A 19,940-nucleotide genomic window follows, 5' to 3' on the forward strand; every position below is an offset into this window, starting at 1 on the left:
TGCCGCATCGTTCACCCAGACGGAGACCATGCGCCGCCGTGGCCGGTCTGTGTGCCGTGTTTATTCAAGGCCGGAGCCGCGCGGAGGCGGCGCGTTCTGGTGGCCCGTACGGGGATGGGGGCCCGTACGCGGATGGCCCACACGGGACGGCCCGTACGGCGCCGGCCATAACCGGTTCCTCGGCCCGCTCCGGCGGAGAGGCCGGGGGCGGCGGCGCCAGACGTGGCTCGCGGCTCAGGCGTCGGGGATCCATGAGCCGTGGATGCCCGTCGGGACGCGGCGCGGCAGTTCGACCGCGGCGACCGGTGGCCGGGTGATGTCTCGTGCGCTCAGGATGAGGAGTTCCGAGGCGTCCCGGGCGAGATCGCTGACGAGGGTCATGAGGTAACCGTCGTCCTCGGCCGTCCCCTCGGCCGCCGGTACGAAGTACGGCTCGCCGTACATCCGCCCGGGCCCGGCGTCCGCGATCTGCCGCTGCCCGGTCAGCGCGTCGTACTTGACCAGCGCGTACCGTTCCAGCCCCGCGCCGGGGAAGGCGACGGTGTACGTGTAGCGGTGCGCCGAGCCGGTCAACGCCTCGTTGATCGTGGCGAACTCGGTGACGAGGGAGTCGAGCCGCTCCTCACGGGCGGTCCCGGTGACCGGGTCCAGGACCCAGCGGTGCCGCATCGAGCCGACGTCGGGCACGGGCGGGTGACCGGGGGCGCCGGTCCACCACTTCCAGCTGCTTTCCCAGGACGACCGGTCGTAGCGGGGGCCCTCCACGACGATCCTTCCCGCGTCCTCGTAGGCGTTGGTCACATGGATCATCGCGCCGGCCTCCACCTCGTACCAGACGGGCTCGGCGGATCCACCGCGCGGCATCACGCCGATCCGCGGCCGGTACGTGTCGCTCCAGCGGTACGGGATCCCGGAGTGCTCCTCGGCGTCGAAGACGACCGGCAGGTCGAGCCAGACGGTGTGGTGCGCGGTGAGGCCGAAGTCGTGCATGAGAGTGGGGCCCGCACCGGGCACGACCCGGCTTCTGATCAACTCCCCCTGCGCGTCGGCGACGTAGTACGTCAGGTACGGCGCAAGGGGCGAGTAGCCGAAGAAGTGCAGTTCGCCGGTCTCCGGGTCCTCCTTGGGGTGCGCCGTCATGGCGGTCGTGAGTCTGCCCCGGAAGTCGTACGCGCCGATCGTGTCGAGCTGGGGGCTCACCTCGAAGGGCAGGTTGGCCTCTTGCAGGGCGAGGATGCGGCCCGCGTGCTCGATGACGTGGGTGCCCGCGACGCTGGCGGTGAGGTCCACGGTGCCGTCGTCGCGGACCAGCGGAGCACCCTCCAGGGCGGGGGTGCGGACCCAGCGGTTGCGGTACCACTCGGCGCGGCCCCCGCTGAGACGCACACCGTGCAGCATGCCCGCGCCGCGGAACCAGTGGGTGGGCTTCTGGCCGGGTCCGGGGTTGTGCCCGTTGCGGAAGTAGCGGCCCGACAGCTCGGGCGGGACGGCACCTCGGACAGTCAGGCCCCATGCGGTGACCTCGTCGGGGGCAGGGGCGAAATGGCCGGTGAGGTAGGGCAGTTGGTGGTGGTAGGCGCCGGTATCGGTACTGGTCTTGGCGTCGGCTGCGGTACCGATGTCTGCGCCTGCATCTGTGGCCGTATTGGTGTCGGTCATCGCCTCGGTTCTCCTTGTGGCGTGGATGGATCCGCTGGGGGTGCGTGTTCGCGGTTGCCGCGCGTGGGGTCCGGTCGGCGGCCGGTGCCGGTCAGGGAGTGAGGACGACCTTGCCGCTGACCGTGCCGGACTCGGCGAGCCGCATGGCGTCGGCGACGCGGGCCAGGGGCAGTTCGGCGGCGACGCTCGCGGTGATCTCGCCGCGTTCGAGCGCGGCGAACACCTCGCCGAGGTCGGCGCGCAGCCGGGCCCGGAAGCGGTCCTTGCCGAAGGCGCGCCCCGCCCAGACGTTGAAGAAGTACGCGTGACGCCCGTTGGGCAGGCCGTTCCACAGCCACACCCGGCCGAGGATCCTGAGCACGGGCCACTGTTTGGACCCGGTGTCGTCGCGGGTGGCCGCGGTGCCGTACGAGACGAGCGTGCCACCGGGAGCGAGCAGCCCCCACGAGTCGATGACGCTGTGCCCGCCCACATGGTCGAAAACCGCGTCCACACCACCCGGGGCCAACTCCCCGACCCGGCGCGGCACATCCTCGGTCCGGTAGTCGATCGTCCGGACGCCGAGCCGCCGCAGGGCCTCGTGGTGGCGGGCGGACGCCGTGCCGATCACGCGCGCACCGGCGGCGAGGGCCAGCTGGACCAGCAGCGAGCCGACCCCGCCGTTCGCCCCGTGCACCAGCACCGTCTGGCCGGCGCGGACCCGGGCCTTGCGGTGCAGCATCTGCCAGGCGGTGATGCCGTTCACCACCGCGGTCTCCGCCTCCGCGGCGCCCACTCCCCCGGGCACCTCGACGACGTCCGCCGCGTCGAGCAGGACGTGGCTGGCCCAGCCGCCGGTCTTGGTCAGGGCGGCGACCCGCTTGCCGACGAGCGAGGGCGCGGCACCGGGGCCGGCCGCCAGCACCGTACCGACGAGGTCGTAGCCGGGGACGAACGGGAAGGGCGGCTGGTCGTAGTAGCGGCCTCGGCGCATCTGCTGCTCGGCGAAGGAGACGCCGGTCGCCTCCATCTCGACGACCACCTGTCCGGCCCCCGCGGCTGGCAGGGGACCGCGCCGCAACTCCAGACCCTCCGGCTCGACCCGCCCCGGCAGCACAACCTCGACCAGCTCCGTAGCAACCATTTTACGACCCCTAACTTGGCATAGTACTTGCCTCTGTAGTTAGAGGCTATAACTCACTCTAGACCTCGTCAAGGACTTGAGTGATACCCTCTAACTCAAGCGTCAAGGCATCAGGGATGCAGGTATCAAAGAGCAAGGGAAGAGCAGGGGAGGCGGCATGTCCGAGACCGGCGGGACGGGGACGGCAGGGAGGAAAGGCGCGGGGACGCGGACCGCGCCCGGTACCGGTTCGCCTCGCGAGCGGTACCGGGCACAGGTACGCGCCGAGATCAAAGAGCGGGCGTGGGAGCAGATCGCCGACGCGGGTGCCTCGGCGCTGTCACTGAACGCGATCGCCAAGCGGATGGGGATGAGCGGACCGGCGCTCTACCGCTACTTCGGCAGCCGTGACGAGCTGATCACCGAACTCATCCGGGACGCCTACCGCAACTTGGCCGACACCTTCCGCGCCGACGCCGACACCGTGACCGCCGACACCGAGGACGGCGCCGAGGTCGGCACCGGCTCCGGCGCCGACCTCGCGAGTCTCGCCCACGCCCTGCGCCGGTGGGCGCGAGCCGACCCCCACCGGTACTTCCTCGTCTACGGCACTCCCGTACCCGGCTACCACGCCCCGGACGACGTCACCGGAATCGCATCCGAGATCATGGCGGCACTGCTCGACGCCTGTGCGAAGCTCCCGGCCCGCACCTCGGCCGAGGTCGACGACCAGCCCTTCGACCGCCACATCGAGACGCACGGGCAGTGGGCGGGCGAGCACCCGGCCACGCCCGCCCAGCTCCACCGCGCCCTCTCCTTCTGGACCCGACTGCACGGCGTGCTCTCGCTCGAACTGGCGGGCCACTTCACCGGGATGGGCTTCGACGCGGACGCCTTCTTCGAAGCGGAGCTGGAAGGACTGCTCGCGCCGGCCTGACCTGTTTGCCGGTCCCCCGGTCCGCCGGGCCGGGGTGACTCTGTCGGATGAGGAGCGGGCCGCGCTTGAGGGGTGGGTGCGGCGGCGGTCCACGCCGCAGGCGTGGGCCCTGCGGTGCCGGATCATCCTGGCCTGCGCCGAAGGCGCCTCCAATAAGGACGTGGCTACGCAACTCGATTGCACACCTCATGCGGCGGGCCGCTGGCGGTCCCGGTTCGTTCAGTACCGGATCGCTGGTCTGCGAGACATACCACGTCCCGGTGGGCCCAGGACGGTGACGGACGACCAGGTTGCCGCGGTGGTCACCAGGACGCTGGAGTCCACTCCGAAGAACGCGACGCACTGGTCGACTCGGTCGGTGGCGAAAGAGATGGGTCTGTCCCAGTCGTCGGTGTCCCGGATCTGGCGGGCGTTTGGCCTGCAGCCACATCGCTCGGAGACCTTCAAGCTGTCGACCGATCCCTGCTTCGTCGACAAGGTGCACGACGTCGTCGGTCTCTACTTGGACCCGCCCGAAAGGGCGTTGGTGTTCTGCGTGGATGAGTAGTCGCAGATTCAGGCCCTGGACCGATCGCAACCGGTGCTGCCGATGATGCCTGGTGTTCCCGAGCGGGCGACCCATGACTACGTCCGTGCCGACACCACCACATTGTTCGCCGCACTCGAGGTAGCCACCGGCAAGGTGATCGGCTCCCTGCACCGCAGGCACCGGGCCGAGGAGTTCAAGAAGTTCCTTGCCAAGCTCGACAAAGAGGTGCCTGGTGACCTGGATGTCCACCTCGTCTGTGACAACTACGCCACCCACAAGACACCCGCCATCAAGAAGTGGTTGCGGGCCCACTCCCAGTTCCGCCTGCACTTCACACCCACCGGCTCGTCCTGGCTCAACCTCGACGAAGACCGCAGACGGAATCCTCGAACGCCTCGCCAGCTATCTGAACAGAATTCCTGACTCAGAAGACTAGGTGTTTTGATCACGAGCGTTGTTGACACTGGCCGGGCTTGATCATGGCGAAGACCTCCGGTGTGGTGGAGCTGTCTAGGACTGCACCGCTCGGAGGTCTTCGTGTCACACCGTAATGCCCGGCTGACCATTCACGGCAGGCGGCTGCTCGTCGAACGCGTCAGCGCGGGCCGTCCCCGTTGCTCACGTCGCGGCCGAGATGGGCATCTCGCGAGCCACGGCCCGCACTCGCTCCTATTTGCGGTGAGTAGGGCAGGGCGCTTCGGCACACTGGTTTGATGCAGAGCGATGAGGAACAGCCGTTGGCTGGAGGCAATGTCAACCAGGGCGTCGTCCGGTTTGGCGACACCGTCCGTCGTCCCACCGGGCCGTGGACTCCTGCGGTCCATGCCCTGCTCACTCACCTGCATGAGGTGGGATTCCACGGGGCGCCCCGCCCGCTGGGCATCGACGATCAGGGGCGCGAGGTCCTGTCCTTCCTGTCAGGACAGGTGGTGTGGCCCGACCAGTTCTCACTGTTGGACCCTGCTCGGCAACTGGCCCGCGTGGCACGGCTGATCAGGGACTTCCACGATGCGGTGCAGGACTTCACGCCGCCGCCTGACGCGAGCTGGCAGGGGCTGATCCCCGCGGAAGGCAGCGACATCATCGCCCATCATGATCTGGCTCCGTGGAACCTTGTGGTCGGCAGCGAGGGCCAGTGGGCCTTCATCGACTGGGACGGTGCAGGTCCCGGTTCCCGCCTGTGGGACGTCGCGTACGCGCTCCACGGTTTCATTCCGCTGTCCGCCGATCCGAACTGGCAGCGCCCCGATGCGGCAGACCGAATGTGCGGCTTCGCCGATGCCTACGGTCTTGCCGAAGGTGAACGCCGTCGGTTGGTCCCGATGCTGGGCCGCCGAACGCGTTCCATGCACGACTTTCTGCGTGACCAGGCCGCCCGCGGTGTGCAGCCCTGGGCCAGGCTGTGGGCCGAAGGACACGGCGATGTCTGGCGAAGCGATTCCGAGTACATCGAGCAACGCGAAGACCACTGGCTGCGCGCGCTGCTGAATGGCTGAGTTCGCCCGTGCGACGCCTTGGTCGTCGAGCCCAGGTGGTCGTCCGTTCGGGTGATCGCCGGACGCGGAACGGCGTTCTCGTGATCCTGAACTCTGCAACGACATGCAGGTGTTCACGCAGGGGGCCGCGTGGTGGATCGGGTTTGCGAGCGGGAGACGATCCAGGAACTGTCAGGCTTCCGGACGTACTTCTACGCGTGGCTGTCCGCGCGGGCGGATACGTTCTTCGAATTCACCGACGCGTCGTTGTGTGCGGAGGGGCCGGTGCGGACCGCAAGGCCGCGTTCTCCGCCTCCAGCGGAACCGGCGGCTGGGACGGTTCCTGAGTTCGTCCCCGTGGACGGCTTGCTCCGGCTGCCCTCACCCAGTTCCGCAGAGTCTCCGGGTTGACCCCCAGATCGGCGGCGACCGACCTGATCGTCGCCTCTGGCCGCGACTCGTACAGCACGACCGCGTCCGTCTTGAACTGCGGCGGGTAGTTCTTCATGACCACGAGATGCCCGTTCTCAGATCCTCAGGATCCAGTGTCTCGTGTGTCCAACATCAGGGGTCAAGGCCCATGTTCTTCTCACCCCGGTCAAACCCCTGTCCCGCGAGCATCCGTATCCGCTCCCGGGCAACCTGCTGGCCGGGCCCGAGCCCACCGCCCTGCGCATGCCTCATCACTACGACATACCGCAGGGATCAAACACCGTCACCCTCCACGACAACCCATCGGAAAGATCAGTAGTACTCCAGCCGTAGATCGTGATCTCGATGGTGAGGGGCGTCGAGGCGGCAGGTGTCCAGCGTGGACCATCTCGCCCGATATCTCCCATGCCGTCGCGGGCGTCGGCTCCTTCTCCGTCTACCCGCGTTCACCGCGACGGAGGGCGTCCCTTATCTCGCTGAGCTTCGCGGCCGTTGCCGGGGTCCGCTCCTGTGCTTGTTCAGCGAGTCGGAGGGCATCGTCGATCTCGCTGAGCTTTCTGAAGGACAGGACGGCCGCTCGCACTATCAGGTCGTCCCGGGACACGGTGGTCAGCCACGTGCACGGGGTGAAGCCTGGACGCGGGAACGCGAGCCGCAGCACGCCTTCGAGCGGCAGCCCTTCACCGGCGCCGACCGTCACTTCGATGCCCAGACCACTGATGTCGAGGCCCGCCGGAGCGACGACCTGCATCACCTGGAACCCGGACGCGTCGTCTCCTGACAGCAGTACGACCAACCTCCGCTCGTCGAACTGGACCCACCAGACTTCGCCACGTTGCACAAGCCCTCCGATACACAGGACGGCAGGCAGACGCTGCGCGACCTGACGCGGTGTGGAGACGGGTGCGGCCACCGTTGATCATCGGTGTGTGAAGACAAACGATCATGCGGTGGTCGCAGGTCACAGCGTAGGCCCTGCCTGCTGGCAGGAGGCGTTCGAGGGCCTGATGAGCCGGATAGCGGGACGCTTCACACGGGTCGAATCCCGTCGCCGGGCCCGGAAGTTGGTACTCGGCCTGTTGTCGGACCTGCCGCGCAAGAACTGCTGGACCATCGCCGAGTGGGCCGGGGACAGGCCCCCGGACGGCATGCAGCACCTGCTCGGGAGGGCGCAGTGGGATGCCGACCAGGTCCGCGACGAGGTGGGTGACTACGTGGTGGGGCATCTGCACGACGACGAGGCGGTGCTGGTGGTCGACGAGACCGGAGATGTCGGCGTACTCGTCTATACGGCCCTGGCAGATTTCCGTGGTCGGAGATCACCTCGGGAAGCGATGCAGAACTGCGTGACACTGGGCATCCTTCTGCTGCGTGTCCATGAACTTCCCTTGTTTCTACCGCACTTCGGCGGGGTGGCGGTTACCTCGGTCGACTGCGCGGGGCCTGTGCTGACCGTCCGCGCTCGCACGAACGACAAAGGCCCTGCCCGTGTACGGGCAGCGGGAATGCCAGCACCCGGGTGCACATTCGATACGCACGTCGCCTCGCCGACCGGGAGATCGGTGCCCGGCCAGTGCGGATCGAGCTGAGCGTGCGCCGCTTGTACTGCACGAACAGCGCCTGTTCCAAGCTCACCTTTGCTGAGCAGGCCGCAGGATTGGCCGTGCGCTATCAGCGCCGCACTCCACTGTTGCAGAGCCTGGTCGAGACGATCGGTATCCTGCTCGCCGGACGGAGCGGCGCCCGGCTCCTGGGGCTGCTGAACGCGCCGCTCTCCCACACCAGCGTGCTGTTCCAGCTGATGAGAGTGAACCTGCCGACCGTGGTGACGCCGCGGGTGCTGGGAGTGGACGTCTTCGCCCTGTATGCGGAGGTGTACGGCACCCTGCTCGTCAACGGCGACACACGGTTGCCGGTCACCTTGTGGGAGGGACGCGATGCCGCCGCATTGGTCGGATGGCTGCGCGAGCACCCCGGGGTCAAGGTCGTATGCCTTGACGGTTCACTGACCTACCGCCAGGGGATCTGCGACGGCGCGCCCGAAGCACTGCAGGTCAGTGACCGATTTCAGCTCCGGCAGGGGCTCTCGCGGCGGGTTCAGGACGTCTCGGTCACGCACCGCGCCTGCCTGGCCGCCGCAGCCCCGCCACCCCCTGAACGTGAGGCGCAGCCTGCCGCCGATCCAGGGCCGACGCTGGAGACGACCCGGGCCGGAAGGCATGCGAAGCACCTGTTCGACGCCGTCCATGAGTACACCGGTACGGGCCGCAGCATCCACGCAATAGCCCGCGAACTCGGCTGGGTGCGGATCCTCTGAAGTGACGGTCGGGGGGACGGGCTGAGCCGGGAAGACGCTGGTTGGTGTGTGGTTGTCCTGTGCAGTTGGTCTCTGCGTCGAGCAGAGCGTTGGCCAGGATTCGGATGGTTGTCGGTGCCTGTTGCTACGTTCAAGCCGTTCGAAATCACTCACGCCAAGGAGCATCAGATGGGTTCTCAACTCAACCCGTGCCTCGCCTTCAAGGGGAACGCACGGCAGGCGATCGAGTTCTATCAGGACGTCCTCGGCGGCCAGCTGGATATGGGCACCTACGCCGAATACGGCTCGCCGGACGCGCACCCCGACAGGATCATGCACGCCACGCTCCGCACCCCGGACGGCTACACGCTGATGGCGTGGGACGTTCGGGAAGAGATGCCCCATGCCCCGGGCAACAACGTCGCGGTCTTCCTCGGCGGCGACGACGCCCAACTCCGTGACTACTTCGAGAGGTTGTCCGCCGGCGGTACCGTGACACTGCCCCTGGAGAAGCAGTCATGGGGTGACGAGGCCGGCTCGCTCGTCGACCAGTTCGGGATCACCTGGATGGTCAACATCGCCCAGCATCAATGATCACTCGAAGAGTGTGACTGCAAGACAAAGGGATCAGCGCCGAAGGGCAGTGGCGGCCGTCAGTGTAGTTCTACCGTGGCGGGGTGGAGGTGGGGTGTCATGGTGTCGTTGCCGGAAGAGCTTCAGATGCGAGAGGCCGCAGCTCGGAGTCGCGTGGCGGGACTTCAGGCTGAGGCGGCGGAGTTGGCCGACCGGCTGGAGAGGGCCCGCGAGGATCTGTCGCGGTTGGAGATCACGCGGGAGACGGTCGCGCAGGTGCTGGCGGAGCTGTCGGCCGCGGAGGCCGCGGCTGGGCCGGACGCTCCGGAAACGAACGAGACGTCGGTGCCTCATGGCGTTGGGGTGATGATGGTGCCGCCGTGGCGCGAAGGGCTGGTCGTGGCGGTGTTGCCGGATATCTACCGGGACATTGTGGAGATCATCGCCGATGCGCCGGGGCCGGTGCAGGCCAAACAGATCGTGCCACGGATCGGTCTGCCGACGACGACCGGGAAGATCGAGGGGACCCGGGGAAAACTGAAGCGGCTGGTGGAGCGGGGCTGGCTGGACGAGGACGCGCCGGGACAGTTCACCCTCGCCCGCCGTGGGCCGGGCGCCGACCGGTCCAACTCCCGGTGACCAAGGGGCTCTTCTCTCTAGATTCGAGGGTGCCAACCACATCGGATCCGCTGAAAGAAGAGCCCGGTGGAACAGTACGACGCCTTGTCCGAGCCTGATCCGTACATCGCCTCCCGTGATGCCTTCGAACGCCTCGTCTCGACGCTGGCCGGCGCCCCGGCGCGAGGCATGGCCCATGACGGGCTGGAGCTGCTGCTCGAACACCAGGGACGCGAGGTGCTGCGGCAGTTGATGCAGGACCACCTCGACACGCGGGCGAAGAGCGAAGAGGACGCCGTGCGAGCGGAGGGAGGGCAGCCGGTGGTGCGCGGGCCGGAAGGACAGCCGCGAACCTGGCGGGTGACGGGCCACGGTCGCTGGCTGACCTGTGTGTTCGGGTCCGTGCGGGTGACCCGGATCGCCCATCGCGGCCGGGGCGTTGCCAACGTGCACCCGGCGGATGCCCAACTGTCACTGCCCGCCGGGCGGCACTCCCGCGGCCTTGCCCGGCTCGCGGTCCTGGAAGCGGTCCGCGGCTCATACGACCAGGCCGCCGCCGCGATCGAGCGACGATGTGGAAGAGTGCTGGGCAAGCGCCGCCTCAAAGAACTCGCGGTCGCCGCCGCCGTCGACATCGCCGCCTACTACACGGCGAAGATCCCCACCCCGTGCACCCGCGAAATGCCGCTGGTCATCCAGGTCGACCAGAAGGGCGTGGTGATGCGCCCCGAGGCCCTGCGCGAAGCCACCCGCCGGGCCGCGGCCAAGAGTGAGGCGGCCGGGCGGCGCGGACGCCTGGCCCCGGGGGGAGAAACCCAACCGCAAGCGCATGGCAACCGTGGCCTGCGTCTTCGACACCGCTCCCGCCCCGCGCCGGCCGCACGACATCATCCACCCACCCGGCGGCCGCAGCGAAACCAGGCCGCCGCGGCCAGGTCCGAAAGCACAGCGGAAATGGTGCACCGCCTCAGTGATCCGCTCTCCGGAACAGGTCGTCGCCGATACCTTCGCCCAGGCCGAGGCCCGCGACCCGCAGCATCTGCGGGACTGGCTCGTACTCGTCGACGGCGCCCGCCACCAACTCGACCTGATCCACACCGAAGCCGCCCGCCGCGGCATCAGCCCTCACGTCCTGCTCGACTTCGTGCACGTCGCCGAATACACATGGACGGCCGCGCACGCCTTCCATCCACCCGGCAGCCTCGAGGCCGAAACCTGGGCCGCGGACAAACTCACCATGATCCTCACCGGACACGCGGAGCGCGCCGCCACCGAGATGACCGCGCAAACCGCGGCCGAACAACTACCCGCGGCCCGCCGCAACGCCGTCACCACCTGCCACCGCTACCTCACCGGCCACCTCGATCAACTCCACTACGACACCGCCCTGCAGAACGGCTGGCCGATCGCCACCGGAGCCATCGAAGGCGCCTGCCGCCACCTGATCGCCGACCGCCTCGACATCACCGGCGCCCGCTGGGGACTCCACGGCGCCGAAGCCATCCTCCAACTCCGCGCACTGATCACGAACGGCGACTTCGAGGACTACTAGACCTTCCACGCGGCCCGCGAGCATCAACGTCTCTACTCAAGTCCTGGCCAGCACAACTACAGCCTCACCGCTTGATCCCGACCGTCACTTCAGAGGATCTGCACCCAACTCGGCTTGAACCGGCGCACTGTGCACAAGTACGCCCGTGCTTCCAGCTGGCAGGACGTAGTGCGCCGTACTCGACTCCGCTCGCCCACGACCCTTGCCCCCTTCCTCGACTACCTGCGGCAACGCTGGGAAGAGGGTGAGCGCAACGCCGTCGTGCTGCACCAGGAGATCACCTCGAAGGGCTGCCGAGGGCATGACCAACGCGTCAAAGTCGCCGTCGCGCCCTGGCGCGAGACCGACAGGGTGCCACCACCACAGGCCCGTGCACCCTCGCCCCTCCAGGTCGCGCGATGGATCATCACGCCGCCCGAACGCCGGCACCTCGACGCCCAGGAACAGCTCCGCCTGCTCTTTGGCCACTTGCCCGGAACTGGCTCGCGTCCACGAGCTGGTCCGCGAGTTCGCCGCGATGCTCGACCAGCGCGACGCCACCGCACTGCCCGGCTGGCTCGACGCGCTCACCACCAGCGGACATCCCACGCTGGCGGGCCTGGCAAAGGGAATCCGAGAGGACCAGGACGCGGCGATCCTCGGCATCGCGACTCGCTACAGCTCCGGAATGAACGAGGGCCGTGTCAACGACGTGAAACTCCAGAAACGGATCACGAGTGGACGTGCCGGAGTCCCCCTCCTACGACAACGCGTCGTGCTGAACGCACACTTGAAACGTCAAAGCGCCGAAGAGACCACACCAGCGAGGTGATCTCCGACCACGAAAATCTTGCCAGAGCCACGTTCACGTGTACGCCGACACCCTGACTGCCTCCCCCCGGCGCGGGAGCGCACTACGACCGTCGCAAAGTGGCAGGCGACCGCCACGTCGCCGCCCAGCGCAGCCTTCTCAACCGCCTCATGGGGATGCTCTTCCACTGCCTCCAGCACCGTGAGCCCTATGCCGAGGCGAAGGCATTTCCCAACCGGCCCTGTCTATCGGCATCTCCGGCGCGAACCTCCACGACAGCCAGGCCCTCAAGCCCCTCGTTCGTGGCATCCCCCCGATCCGCTCCCGGCGCGGCCCGCGCAGGTGGCGGCCCGCCAAACTCCACGGCGACAAGGGCTGCGACTACGCAGATCTGCGCCGATGGCTGCGCAAGCGCCGCATCCGGCACCGTATCGCCCGCAAGGGCATCGGACCATCCACCCGGCTGGGCCGGCACCGCTGGACCATCGAACGGACGATGTCCTGGCTGGCCGGCTGCACCGCCGCCTGCACCGCCGCCTGCACCGCCGCCTGCACCGCCGCTACGAACGTAAGGCCGAACACTTCCTCGCCTTCACCGCCCCGGCCTGCACCCTCATCTGCTAACCAGACTCGATCGTTTTGAGAGGCGGGGGCGGTCTTCCGGCTCCAAGGCTGACCGCGGGTGCCGGTGCGGTCCGGTCAGGAGGGGGCGGAGACGTGATCGTGCGCGTGGTCTGCTGCCCGGCCGGGCCGGAACCGGCGGCGGACGAGCGCGATCAGGGAAGGTCCTCCGCGGAAGCACCACAGGGCGATGACCGGATCACAGATGGCACATGCCAGAGATGCGTCGTGGTAGAACGGCAGGATCGGATTGCCCTTGAGGTGGTGGGCCATGTCCCAGGCCGTGTGGAGCAGCCAGCCGACGCCGATGAAGGCCCAGGAGTCCAGGCCGCGGTAGGCGACGTAGGCCGTGAGTGCGACGAATGGGAGCTCCCACGGGCCGAAGCCGCCCCCGCTCAGATAGGCGGCGCCGGCTCCGCCCACCATGATCGCGTTGAAGTGGCGTCGGTGCGGTTCTTTGATCAGGGACATCAGCAGGCAGTAGATGATGCCGACGATCACTGGTGACACAAGGTTCATGAGGCGATGACTTCTTCCTCCTGGGCGGGCCGAATCGCCGCGGTGAGCTTTCGGAGCGCGAGCACCGACGTCTTGGCCAGAGCGTGGTCCGGGTGGGCAGGATCAGGAGTGTCAGTACGCTGGCGGCCGTCGCGGTCAGCAGGATCGAGGCGATCAGTCAGGCGTCGGCGAGGGCGCGGCGCGGCGTTGCGGGAAACATACTCGCGGGGACGGTGATCGGGTCGACGGCGACGGTGCCTTCGACGCTCATGCTGATGTTCTTCCTGCTTGTGCAGGGGGTTGGTGAGCGACTGATCTGCGAAGGGCCGGGCGCTCAGGGAGTGGTGGGCGTTGGACCCTGCGCGCACCAGACGGTGCCGCGCCGCTCATGGGAGATGAGTTCTTCGACGGCGTGCGCGACGTGGGGGCCCACCTCGCGCTCCAGTAGGTACAGACGCAGATCGAGACCGGAGGTCACGCCGGCGCCGGTGATCAGGTCGCCGTCGTCCACGATGCGGGCGCGGACCGCGTGGGCGCCGGTGACGTCCAGCATGTCGAGGCCCATGTGGTGGGTGGTGGCGTGACGTCCCTCCAGCAGGCCGGCCATGGCCGGGACGAGTGAGCCGCCGCAGACGGTGGCGACGGTGATGTCCGGGTCGCCCATTGCCTGCTTGAGGAGCGCAGGGAGCTCGGTGGTCAGCGTGCGGCCCACCAGCACCGGGATGTACTCGTCCTGCTTCCGCTCACCTCACGAGGGCCCTCCGCGGTGACCAGCTCGGCGGTCACAGTGCCGTCCGTCGCCGAGGCGCCGGCGTGCAGGACCTCGTAGGGGGCAATGGCATCGAGCGGGTCGAAGCCATCGGCCAGGACGACCTGGGTGTGCATGGGTGTGGGGTTCCTTCGACGTCGGTCGATTTCCATCGGGACACTCCGAAGTCAACCGGCTTCCTGGGTGCTCGCCCAGTGGCACTAGTGACAGGTTGCAACGGGATAGTGCCAACACCTTCTTAAGGCGTGTGGACTGCGATGACGTGGGGCTTCCGGGAAGGCGGCCCAGGTCCGTCAAGCTGAGGGGGAGGTAAGTTCTGGCCATGCATACGGTTGCCGTGCTCGCGTTGGATCAGGTGATCCCGTTCGACCTGTCCACCCCGATCGAGGTCTTCTCCCGGGCCCGCCTGCCCGACGGGCGGCCCGGCTACCAGGTACGGGTGTGCGCCGAGCGCGACGAGGTCGACGCCGGAGCCTTCACCCTGCGTGCCCCCTGGGGCCTGGAGGGCCTTCAGGGCGCGGACACGATCATCGTGCCGGGCGTCGCCGATCTCGCTGCCTCACTCCCTCCCGCCGTGCACGACGCGCTGCGGTCGGCCGCTGCCGACGGCATCCGGATCGCCTCCATCTGCGTGGGCACCTTCCCCCTGGCTGACACCGGGCTCCTCGACGGACTGCGCGTCACGACCCACTGGCGCGCGGCCGGTCTGCTGGCTGCCGCCCACCCGGACCTCGACGTCGACCCGGACGTCCTCTACGTCGACAACGGCCAGTTGCTCACCTCGGCCGGCGCCGCGGCGGGCATGGACCTGTGTCTGCACATGATCCGCCGTGACTACGGCTCGGCCGTCGCCGCCGACGCCGCCCGCCTGTCAGTGATGCCTCTCGAACGAGAGGGAGGGCAGGCGCAGTTCATCGTCTACGACCACGCACCCACACCGCAGGGCTCCGAGCTTGAGACGCTGCTCACCTGGCTACAGGAAAACCTGGCCCGCGACCTCGCCCTTGCCGACATCGCCGAGCGGGCCGGAACCAGCACCCGAACCCTGATCCGGCGCTTCCGCGACCAGACCGGCACCACGCCGCTCCAGTGGCTCCACCGCGCCCGCATCCGCCAGGCACAGCACTTGCTGGAAACCACGGAGCACTCCGTGGAGCGCATCGGCAGCCAGGTCGGGTTCGGCTCACCCACCACCTTCCGTGACCGCTTCAAGCGCACCACCGGCGTCAGCCCGCAGACCTACCGGCGCACGTTCAGTTGAACAGCCAAGTGAGATGGCCTCTAAGCGCCACCATCAGCAAGGGCTGCACCGGCTCCTACGTTCGAGGCCTCAGCCTCCTGAGACGCCAGAGGCGGCTGCGTTCTTCCCGAGCAACGAACTCCAGTACCCACGGGTTACCCTTCCTCCGCCGGACGCCAGCCTGGGCCAGAACCTTAAGAGTGGTTGGGTCATCAGACCCTCTGAACAGCTCCAGAAGCTTGATTTCCAGGCCATCTCTGGCTGCAGCCGAAACAATCAGCACCGACTCCAGCACATCGGGCCGCTCGGCGGTAACAATTTCCTCCACGAGAAGATGCAGCAACCGCTCGGAATCGACCTCAGCGAGGGTCCTGACCATGGTCAGCAGTTCTGGCGCAGGGGTCTCACCGACCACCGCGCGCAGCAGCTCCGTGAAGTCTGAGATGGCACTGGAGGACTCCCAAGTTCCAAGATCTGTGCAGAGCGCCTCCGCAGTGAAGTCGCGGTACGGCGCGATGAACGTGAGTAGCAGGAGGAGGAGGTCTGTGGCGTCGCGCCGAGCACTGTAGGTGCGCAGCAGCTTGAAGGCGATCTTCGTGCGGTTTCGTGCGATCAAGGCCCTGTATAGCTGATAGACCTCAGCCGGCGTGCATTGCGCCTGCTCCAACAGCAGGTCGTCGCTCTCTTTCGGCGCCCCCCGTTGGATCAGATGGAGGCTCTCCTGCACAAGCCCCTGCGCGTCGAACAGCCCACCAGGAGCCGGCTCCCCCGTGTTCTCATGCTCGGCCTGCTCGGCCATCCGCCAGCCGTGCTCCAGATCCTGGCGGTAGTGCGCAGCGGCCCGCTCAGCGTGGCGCAGGCTTTCCTCCAGGTCGGTGATGCGTTCCAGAGCCGCGTCCCGTTCCAGGGTCAGTTCGGTGAGCTGGGTGCGGTCGGCGGCTGTGCGAACCTGCTCCATCTGCAAGTTCTCCAGCTCGGCAACCACTCGGGTGTGCTCGTGGCGCTGCTCGCGCAGGGCGCTTTCCAGGGTCTGGGTCTGGGTGTGGAGGTGGTCGATCTCTTCCTGCAGGCGCCGGTTGTCGTCCTGCAGTCGGTACATCCGGTGCAGTTCAGGATTGTCCTGGCGCAGGTATCCGTAGAAGAGCTTGAGGGTCTCTTTGGCCTGAGCCTCCAGCTCCACCGGATCGGCGTGCGGGTCCGCCAGACGGTGCAGGGCGCGGATGACCTCCGGGCGTGCGGGCTTCTTGCCTGCCAGCATCTTCGACAGGTCAGGTTCGCTCACCCGCACCCGGTCGATGCCGGGTGTTCTGGGCCATCTCGGTCAGGGCCTGGGCGGTGCCCTTCAGGGTCTGGCCGCCCGCCCCCTCCCCTGTCCGCGCGTACAGGGCGCGTAGTCGCTCCAGATACTCCCGCTTCGGTCCGGTGAGCTGGTCCGGCAGTAGGCTCAGCCTGCGGCCCGCACGCCCCGGACTACTGGTCAGCGCATCCAGCCCTGCGTCGTCGTGGTCGTCCATGTCCTCTTGCTACCACGCAAGTTGCGCCGCCTGTGCAGGAATCAATCTTGCTGGTTCCTGCAGAAAACCGTGTCCCCCGAATCTGCTCTCACCGGCGCCCGCAGGCGCTGTCGACACGTGGAGGCAGAACCCCGTCATGACACGCAAGCCAGCATGGAGCGCCCTCGCCGGCGCCACCACCACCGCAGCACTCGCAACCGCCACCAGCGCCCCCTGGTGGGCGACGCTTACCACCGCCGTACTCACCGCGGCGCTCTCCGCCGCCCCTATCGCCATCAGCGCCCTCTTCCCGCAGAACTCCGCTGACCGCCTCGCCTGGTGGACCACCTATCTCAACCGCAACACCCCCACCCACCCGGACAACCACCCCAGGACCAACCACGACCATCACAACTGACAGACAGCAAGAAGTCGACGGGGGCAGCCTACGGGCGACAAGGCGGACGATCAGGTCCCCTTCACCGGGCCGTGGGTCCCCGGCGACTTCGCCGGCCAGACCGTCGTCGTCCCTGTCCACATCGTCACCGCACCACGCACCCTGCGCGAACTCGGCGGCGGTGGCGCTACGCCCGAGCCGATCCGCGACATCGAGAGGTTCGCCGACGTCCTCGCGAACCAATTCCTCGTACCGCTGGGCGACCTCACTCCTGACGGGGGCGCGCGGCTGTGGCGCCGGTCGGTGAGCAGCACGGTCTGTGGCGCGCGCGGAGCGCCTGAGCGGCGCATATCGTCGGCATATCGAAAAGCGGATACGCGCCGGCGACACAGGGCCGTCTTGACTGACGTCATGTCCTACCGCGAACCAGCACCCATGTCCCTCCCTGTGACGCTGACCGTCGCGCCGATCAGCGACGCCGAGCACCTGGCCTTCGTGCGGGCGCGGCGGTCGGTGAACTTTGTGCAGACCCCGGCGTGGGGGCGGGTGAAGACGGAGTGGCGCAGTGAGTCGCTCGGATGGTTCGACGGCGGGCGGCTTGTGGGGGCGGGGCTTGTCCTTCACCGGCCGGTGCCGGGGCTGTCGCGGTTCACGCTTGCGTATCTGCCGTGGGGTCCTGACATCGACTGGTCCGGGGACATCGGTGCGTGGTTCGACCCGCTGGCGGCATATCTCAAGGCCCGCGGCGCGTTCGCGATCCGGCTGTGCCCGCCGGTGCGGACGCACACCTGGGATGCGGCGCAGGTCAAGGACGGCGTGGCCGACCCGGGAGTGCGGCGGCTCACCGGGCTCCCCGACGGGCACGTCGATCCGGTCGGTGCCGAGGTGAGCCGACAGCTCCGGGCGGCCGGCTGGCTGCCGCAGAGCCCTGAGGACGGGTTCGGTGCCGGGCAGCCGCAGTTCACGTACGAGGTGCCGCTGGCGGGAAGGTCCGAGGAGGACGTCCTGAAGGGCATGAACCAGCAGTGGCGCCGCAACATCAAGAAGGCCGCGAATGCGGGAGTCGAGGTCACGGTCGGTGGCGCGTCGGACCTTGCGGCGTTCCACGAGCTCTACGTGCACACCGCCGCGCGCGACGGATTCAGGCCGCGGCCGCCGGCGTACTTCGAGACAATGTTCGCGGAGTTGAGTGCCGAGGAACCCGGGCGGATCGCGCTCTATCTTGCGCGCCACGAGGGCGAGTTGGTGGCCGCCACGATCCTGGTGCGGGTCGGCGCGCACGCCTGGTACGTGTACGGCGCCTCGTCGACGGCCAAGCGTGAGGCGCGGGGTTCCAACGCGTGCCAGTGGGCGATGATCCGTGACGCCTTGGCGGCGGGCTGCGACGTGTACGACCTGCGGGGCATCACGCCGACGCTCGACGCCGCTGATCCGCATGTGGGCCTGATCCAGTTCAAGGTCGGCACCGGGGGGCGAGCGGTGCGGTACGTCGGGGAGTGGGATCTGCCGCTGCGACCGCTGGTCTACCGCGCATTCGACCTGTACATGCGGCGGCGCGGGCGCTGAGCCCGCGCTGCGCGGTTACCCGAGTGCGGCGGCCACCTCGTCGAGGCGGGCGCCGCGCGACGCCTTGACGAGGACGACGTCGCCGCCGGTGAGGCTCTCGCGCAGCCAGGCGGCGGCTGCTTGGTTGTCGGTGAGCGCGACCGCCCGCTTTCCCGCGGCGTCGGCGACGGGACGGGCGGTGTCGCCGACGACGGCCACCAGGTCGGCGCGCGCGGCCGCGTATTCGCCCACCGCTCGGTGTTCGGCCTCGCTGTCGGCGCCGAGTTCGAGCATCGCGCCGAGTACGGCGATACGGCGCCGGCCCGCGATCGCTGCGAGCGTGTCCAGGGCGGCTCGGGTGGAGTCGGGGTTCGCGTTGTAGGAGTCGTTGAGCAGGGTCGCGCCGCAGGCCAGGGTGCGGAGCTCCATGCGCCACCTGGACAGTGAGGCGGTGCTGAGGGCCACCGCCGAGGTGATCAGGGGGATGCCGACCGCGAGTCCCGCCGCGGCGGCGGCCGCCGCGTTGAGTGCCTGGTGGGCGCCCACGAGCGGTAGCGCGACACGGGCCGAGGCGCCGGAGGTGCGCAGCGTGAAGGTCGCCCGGCCCAGGCGGTCGAGGACCAGGTCCTGGACACGCACGTCGGCGTGTTCGGCGCGGCCGAAGGTCAGGACCGGCCCGTCGGTCAGCGCGCGCATCGCGACGACGCGGGGGTCGTCGGCGTTGAGGATGGCGGTGCCGCCGGGTGCGAGGCCGCGCACGAGTTCGCTCTTGGTCCGTGCGATGGCCGCGCGCGAGCCGAACTCCCCGATGTGGGCCTGGCCGACGTTGAGCACGACCGCGATGTCGGGTGCGACCAGGCCGGTGAGGTGGGCTATGTCGCCGAGGTGGCGGGCGCCCATTTCGAGGGCGAGGAAGCGGGTGTGCGCGTCGGCGCGCAGCATGGTCAGGGGCACGCCGAGTTCGTTGTTGTACGAACCGTGTGTGGCGACGGTCGGCCCGGCGCCCGAAAGGACCACGGACAGCAGGTCCTTGGTGCTGGTCTTGCCCTGCGAGCCCGTCACCGCGACGACGGTCAGCCGCTCGCGCAGCCGGGTCACGGCGTGGGCGGCGAGTGTCTGCAGTGCGGCCGGTACGTCGTCGACGACGACTGTGGGGAGCGGTGTCGGCCGCGAGCCGAGCACGGCGGTCGCACGGGTGCAGCCGGCGTAGTCGTGGCCGTCGACGCGCTCACCGACCATGGCGACGAAAAGACCGCCCGGTTCGCCGTGCCGGCTGTCGAGTACGGCCGGCGCACTCACCGTGACGGTCGCGTCACCTGTGACCCGGCCGCCGACGAGCGTGGCGATCTCGGCGAGGGAGAGGGGATGCGGGGCGAGGGATGGCTGGCTCTGAGTCATGGCTCCAGTGAAGGCG

At 68.5% G+C, this 19,940-nt stretch carries 19 protein-coding genes and 5 pseudogenes; 14 read left to right on the forward strand and 10 right to left on the reverse strand.

The window, feature by feature from the left end; translation table 11 throughout:
- Positions 1-234: 234 nt before the first annotated feature.
- Positions 235-1,659, reverse strand: a complete 1,425-nt coding sequence (locus tag ACWDVB_RS09700; protein WP_451514411.1) for a carotenoid oxygenase family protein — start codon at positions 1,657-1,659, stop codon at positions 235-237.
- Positions 1,660-1,750: 91 nt separating this feature from the next.
- Positions 1,751-2,782 (reverse strand): medium chain dehydrogenase/reductase family protein, encoded by a 1,032-nt coding sequence (locus ACWDVB_RS09705; RefSeq protein WP_451514410.1) that lies wholly within the window; start codon positions 2,780-2,782, stop codon positions 1,751-1,753.
- Between the two features lie 157 nt (positions 2,783-2,939).
- On the opposite strand from ACWDVB_RS09705, the gene ACWDVB_RS09710 reads away from it, so the two are divergent.
- From ACWDVB_RS09710 to ACWDVB_RS09725, 4 genes and pseudogenes are all read left to right on the forward strand, one after another.
- On the forward strand, positions 2,940-3,698 hold the full coding sequence (locus tag ACWDVB_RS09710) for a TetR/AcrR family transcriptional regulator (protein WP_451514409.1): 759 nt from the start codon (positions 2,940-2,942) through the stop codon (positions 3,696-3,698).
- 1 nt (position 3,699) lies between these two features.
- Positions 3,700-4,596: pseudogene (locus tag ACWDVB_RS09715) on the forward strand (IS630 family transposase); the annotation flags it as partial.
- A 168-nt stretch (positions 4,597-4,764) separates the two neighbouring features.
- Positions 4,765-4,885: pseudogene (locus ACWDVB_RS09720) on the forward strand (IS481 family transposase); the annotation flags it as partial.
- A 55-nt stretch (positions 4,886-4,940) separates the two neighbouring features.
- Positions 4,941-5,723, forward strand: coding sequence for a phosphotransferase enzyme family protein (locus ACWDVB_RS09725; protein ID WP_451514408.1), 783 nt, complete (start codon positions 4,941-4,943; stop codon positions 5,721-5,723).
- A 232-nt stretch (positions 5,724-5,955) separates the two neighbouring features.
- On the opposite strand, the gene ACWDVB_RS09730 is transcribed toward ACWDVB_RS09725, so the two are convergent.
- Together ACWDVB_RS09730 and ACWDVB_RS09735 are read right to left on the reverse strand one after the other, a co-directional pair.
- Entirely contained in the window at positions 5,956-6,210 is a 255-nt protein-coding gene (locus tag ACWDVB_RS09730) for a transposase (protein WP_451514407.1), read from the reverse strand.
- A 360-nt stretch (positions 6,211-6,570) separates the two neighbouring features.
- Positions 6,571-6,975 (reverse strand): type II toxin-antitoxin system PemK/MazF family toxin, encoded by a 405-nt coding sequence (locus tag ACWDVB_RS09735; RefSeq protein WP_451514445.1) that lies wholly within the window; start codon positions 6,973-6,975, stop codon positions 6,571-6,573.
- A gap of 166 nt (positions 6,976-7,141) precedes the next feature.
- Here ACWDVB_RS09735 and ACWDVB_RS09740 point away from each other — a divergent pair.
- The 4 genes and pseudogenes from ACWDVB_RS09740 to ACWDVB_RS09755 form a co-directional block, all read left to right on the forward strand.
- Positions 7,142-7,408: pseudogene (locus ACWDVB_RS09740) on the forward strand (transposase); the annotation flags it as partial.
- 299 nt (positions 7,409-7,707) lie between these two features.
- Complete coding sequence (locus tag ACWDVB_RS09745; RefSeq protein ID WP_451514406.1) at positions 7,708-8,451, forward strand: transposase; 744 nt, start codon at positions 7,708-7,710, stop codon at positions 8,449-8,451.
- 168 nt (positions 8,452-8,619) lie between these two features.
- A complete protein-coding gene (locus ACWDVB_RS09750; RefSeq protein ID WP_451514405.1) occupies positions 8,620-9,024 on the forward strand; it encodes a VOC family protein in 405 nt (134 codons plus the stop codon).
- Positions 9,025-9,123: 99 nt separating this feature from the next.
- Positions 9,124-9,642: a hypothetical protein gene (locus tag ACWDVB_RS09755; RefSeq protein ID WP_451514404.1), complete on the forward strand. Its 519-nt coding sequence runs from the start codon at positions 9,124-9,126 to the stop codon at positions 9,640-9,642.
- A gap of 516 nt (positions 9,643-10,158) precedes the next feature.
- Here ACWDVB_RS09755 and ACWDVB_RS09760 read toward each other — a convergent pair.
- A complete protein-coding gene (locus ACWDVB_RS09760; protein ID WP_451514451.1) occupies positions 10,159-10,479 on the reverse strand; it encodes a hypothetical protein in 321 nt (106 codons plus the stop codon).
- On the opposite strand from ACWDVB_RS09760, the gene ACWDVB_RS09765 reads away from it, so the two are divergent.
- From ACWDVB_RS09765 to ACWDVB_RS09775, 3 genes and pseudogenes are all read left to right on the forward strand, one after another.
- On the forward strand, positions 10,391-11,173 hold the full coding sequence (locus ACWDVB_RS09765) for an ISKra4 family transposase (RefSeq protein WP_451514403.1): 783 nt from the start codon (positions 10,391-10,393) through the stop codon (positions 11,171-11,173). The genes ACWDVB_RS09760 and ACWDVB_RS09765 overlap by 89 nt on opposite strands.
- Before the next feature lie 301 nt (positions 11,174-11,474).
- Entirely contained in the window at positions 11,475-11,984 is a 510-nt protein-coding gene (locus ACWDVB_RS09770; RefSeq protein WP_451514402.1) for a transposase, read from the forward strand.
- A 220-nt stretch (positions 11,985-12,204) separates the two neighbouring features.
- Positions 12,205-12,587: pseudogene (locus tag ACWDVB_RS09775) on the forward strand (transposase); the annotation flags it as partial.
- Positions 12,588-12,662: 75 nt separating this feature from the next.
- On the opposite strand, the gene ACWDVB_RS09780 reads toward ACWDVB_RS09775, so the two are convergent.
- Positions 12,663-13,103, reverse strand: a complete 441-nt coding sequence (locus ACWDVB_RS09780) for a DUF6010 family protein (RefSeq protein ID WP_451514401.1) — start codon at positions 13,101-13,103, stop codon at positions 12,663-12,665.
- 313 nt (positions 13,104-13,416) lie between these two features.
- Positions 13,417-13,967 (reverse strand): annotated as a pseudogene (locus ACWDVB_RS09785) (DJ-1/PfpI family protein).
- Positions 13,968-14,173: 206 nt separating this feature from the next.
- Here ACWDVB_RS09785 and ACWDVB_RS09790 point away from each other — a divergent pair.
- Entirely contained in the window at positions 14,174-15,112 is a 939-nt protein-coding gene (locus ACWDVB_RS09790; RefSeq protein WP_451514400.1) for a GlxA family transcriptional regulator, read from the forward strand.
- A 55-nt stretch (positions 15,113-15,167) separates the two neighbouring features.
- On the opposite strand, the gene ACWDVB_RS09795 is transcribed toward ACWDVB_RS09790, so the two are convergent.
- Positions 15,168-16,373, reverse strand: a complete 1,206-nt coding sequence (locus ACWDVB_RS09795) for a hypothetical protein (protein ID WP_451514399.1) — start codon at positions 16,371-16,373, stop codon at positions 15,168-15,170.
- The gene (locus ACWDVB_RS09800; RefSeq protein ID WP_451514398.1) at positions 16,360-16,605 is read right to left on the reverse strand and encodes a hypothetical protein; all 246 of its coding nucleotides are present in this window, start codon (positions 16,603-16,605) and stop codon (positions 16,360-16,362) included. The genes ACWDVB_RS09795 and ACWDVB_RS09800 overlap by 14 nt, the downstream gene beginning before the upstream one ends.
- Positions 16,606-16,741: 136 nt before the next feature.
- Between ACWDVB_RS09800 and ACWDVB_RS09805 the strand changes: the two genes are divergently transcribed.
- Positions 16,742-17,002 (forward strand): hypothetical protein, encoded by a 261-nt coding sequence (locus ACWDVB_RS09805; RefSeq protein ID WP_451514397.1) that lies wholly within the window; start codon positions 16,742-16,744, stop codon positions 17,000-17,002.
- 390 nt (positions 17,003-17,392) lie between these two features.
- Positions 17,393-18,547 carry a lipid II:glycine glycyltransferase FemX gene (locus tag ACWDVB_RS09810; RefSeq protein WP_451514444.1) on the forward strand — a complete coding sequence of 385 codons (1,155 nt, stop codon included), beginning with the start codon at positions 17,393-17,395 and terminating at the stop codon, positions 18,545-18,547.
- 15 nt (positions 18,548-18,562) lie between these two features.
- Here the strand turns inward: ACWDVB_RS09810 and ACWDVB_RS09815 are convergent, their stop codons facing one another.
- Positions 18,563-19,924: a UDP-N-acetylmuramoyl-tripeptide--D-alanyl-D-alanine ligase gene (locus ACWDVB_RS09815; RefSeq protein ID WP_451514396.1), complete on the reverse strand. Its 1,362-nt coding sequence runs from the start codon at positions 19,922-19,924 to the stop codon at positions 18,563-18,565.
- Positions 19,925-19,940 lie beyond the last annotated feature (16 nt).

Source organism: Streptomyces sp. NPDC003379, assembly GCF_053589195.1.

What these genes read in the sequence shown, in the direction of transcription:
- ACWDVB_RS09700 (WP_451514411.1), bottom strand. Translation starts at nt 1,659, where the DNA reads ATGACCGACACCAATACGGCCACAGATGCAGGCGCAGACATCGGTACC.
- ACWDVB_RS09705 (WP_451514410.1), bottom strand. Translation starts at nt 2,782, where the DNA reads ATGGTTGCTACGGAGCTGGTCGAGGTTGTGCTGCCGGGGCGGGTCGAG.
- ACWDVB_RS09710 (WP_451514409.1), top strand. Translation starts at nt 2,940, where the DNA reads ATGTCCGAGACCGGCGGGACGGGGACGGCAGGGAGGAAAGGCGCGGGG.
- ACWDVB_RS09725 (WP_451514408.1), top strand. Translation starts at nt 4,941, where the DNA reads ATGCAGAGCGATGAGGAACAGCCGTTGGCTGGAGGCAATGTCAACCAG.
- ACWDVB_RS09730 (WP_451514407.1), bottom strand. Translation starts at nt 6,210, where the DNA reads ATGAAGAACTACCCGCCGCAGTTCAAGACGGACGCGGTCGTGCTGTAC.
- ACWDVB_RS09750 (WP_451514405.1), top strand. Translation starts at nt 8,620, where the DNA reads ATGGGTTCTCAACTCAACCCGTGCCTCGCCTTCAAGGGGAACGCACGG.
- ACWDVB_RS09755 (WP_451514404.1), top strand. Translation starts at nt 9,124, where the DNA reads ATGGTGTCGTTGCCGGAAGAGCTTCAGATGCGAGAGGCCGCAGCTCGG.
- ACWDVB_RS09770 (WP_451514402.1), top strand. Translation starts at nt 11,475, where the DNA reads ATGACCAACGCGTCAAAGTCGCCGTCGCGCCCTGGCGCGAGACCGACA.
- ACWDVB_RS09780 (WP_451514401.1), bottom strand. Translation starts at nt 13,103, where the DNA reads ATGAACCTTGTGTCACCAGTGATCGTCGGCATCATCTACTGCCTGCTG.
- ACWDVB_RS09790 (WP_451514400.1), top strand. Translation starts at nt 14,174, where the DNA reads ATGCATACGGTTGCCGTGCTCGCGTTGGATCAGGTGATCCCGTTCGAC.
- ACWDVB_RS09800 (WP_451514398.1), bottom strand. Translation starts at nt 16,605, where the DNA reads ATGGACGACCACGACGACGCAGGGCTGGATGCGCTGACCAGTAGTCCG.
- ACWDVB_RS09805 (WP_451514397.1), top strand. Translation starts at nt 16,742, where the DNA reads ATGACACGCAAGCCAGCATGGAGCGCCCTCGCCGGCGCCACCACCACC.
- ACWDVB_RS09810 (WP_451514444.1), top strand. Translation starts at nt 17,393, where the DNA reads ATGTCCTACCGCGAACCAGCACCCATGTCCCTCCCTGTGACGCTGACC.
- ACWDVB_RS09815 (WP_451514396.1), bottom strand. Translation starts at nt 19,924, where the DNA reads ATGACTCAGAGCCAGCCATCCCTCGCCCCGCATCCCCTCTCCCTCGCC.